We start from the raw sequence: 1,170 nt of genomic DNA, 5'->3' as shown, positions 1-1,170 counted from the left end.
CGACGGCACCTCATGAAGCAATGTCAGTGTAAAGAAGGGGACCGACAACCCGGGATAACTCGGATCGAGGCCCTCCTGCGCTTTCCCTCCAATCGTTCGAGGAACATCTACTGCGATATCGCAGCGCTTGCTGTTAAAGAACAGTAACATCGCTAGCACCGTTACTGCAACACAGCAGTGTATGCTGTATCCATGCAGAGGACTGGTGGTCGATCCCAGGAGCCCAACGACGTCAAGGGCACCTTCGCCGATCGGGCGAAGAGTGCCCGGCTACGAGCAGGCCTGACTCAACAGCAGCTCGCTCACCGGTTGGAGGCTGAAGCCGACGTATCGCTGGATACTTCGGGGATTACGCGGATCGAAGCTGGCCAACGAGAACCCAGACTCAGCGAAGCCCTGGCGCTTGCCCGAGTGCTGAAATTCGACCTTGACGATCTGACTCCGCGGGCAGATCTCGACTTCTACCTAACCGACGTCAAGCGCCTGATGGCCGAAAGCCGCGCAGCGCTTGTCAAGATGCTCCGATCGGTGGAATCCGTCGTCGACCTCGTACGACAAAATCCGGACACCCTGGGCGATGAAGGCCTCGACGACCGATTCCGCGACCTTGTGGAGCAGTTTCACCGCCGCGCCTCGCCTAAAGGCTTTCAGGATCAAGACCCTAAGACGTTGGCATTCGCTATCACCACAAATCGGACTGACGAGAGACTGAAGCGGCAACTCCTGCGGGCAGTCAGCGACGGAATTCTCGTTAGGCCGGATGAGCTCCAACCCGCATACGACAGATGGTTCAACGAGAATCTCGGCGAAGACCGAAGGGCGGGCCGGAAGACTTCAACGACGGCAAAAACGATCCGTGGACGCAAGCGCGTCGAGTCCCGCACGGATGCCAAACGATGACGCACTTGCCGGCTCATTGACACCGGAATTGTTTGTTGCCCCTTCGGGGGCACCACCACCGCCCCCGTCGGGGCATACCAACTCACCCCCGTCGGGGGCATACCAACTGCCCCCCGTCGGGGGTGCCAAGCACTGCCCCCGTCGGGGCAACACTGCCGGCCGCTTGTCCGTCTTGAGCCATGTACCCACCGACATCGCTATCCCGACAATTATGGGTCATCCCTGTCGGCGGACGGACGTAAATTGAGATTGCTTTACGAGATGCCGTCG

1 protein-coding gene is annotated in these 1,170 nt (G+C 59.5%); it reads left to right on the top strand.

The features are described from left to right. The first annotated feature begins 192 nt into the window (after positions 1–192). Positions 193–900: a helix-turn-helix transcriptional regulator gene (locus A5652_RS26770; RefSeq protein ID WP_156745325.1), complete on the top strand. Its 708-nt coding sequence runs from the start codon at positions 193–195 to the stop codon at positions 898–900. Positions 901–1,170: the final 270 nt, after the last annotated feature.

The organism is Mycobacterium sp. 1165178.9 (assembly GCF_001673555.1).
GTDB lineage: Bacteria > Actinomycetota > Actinomycetes > Mycobacteriales > Mycobacteriaceae > Mycobacterium.
The sequence above is the reverse complement of the archived record's forward strand: the minus strand, read 5'-3'. Positions and strand labels throughout refer to the sequence as shown.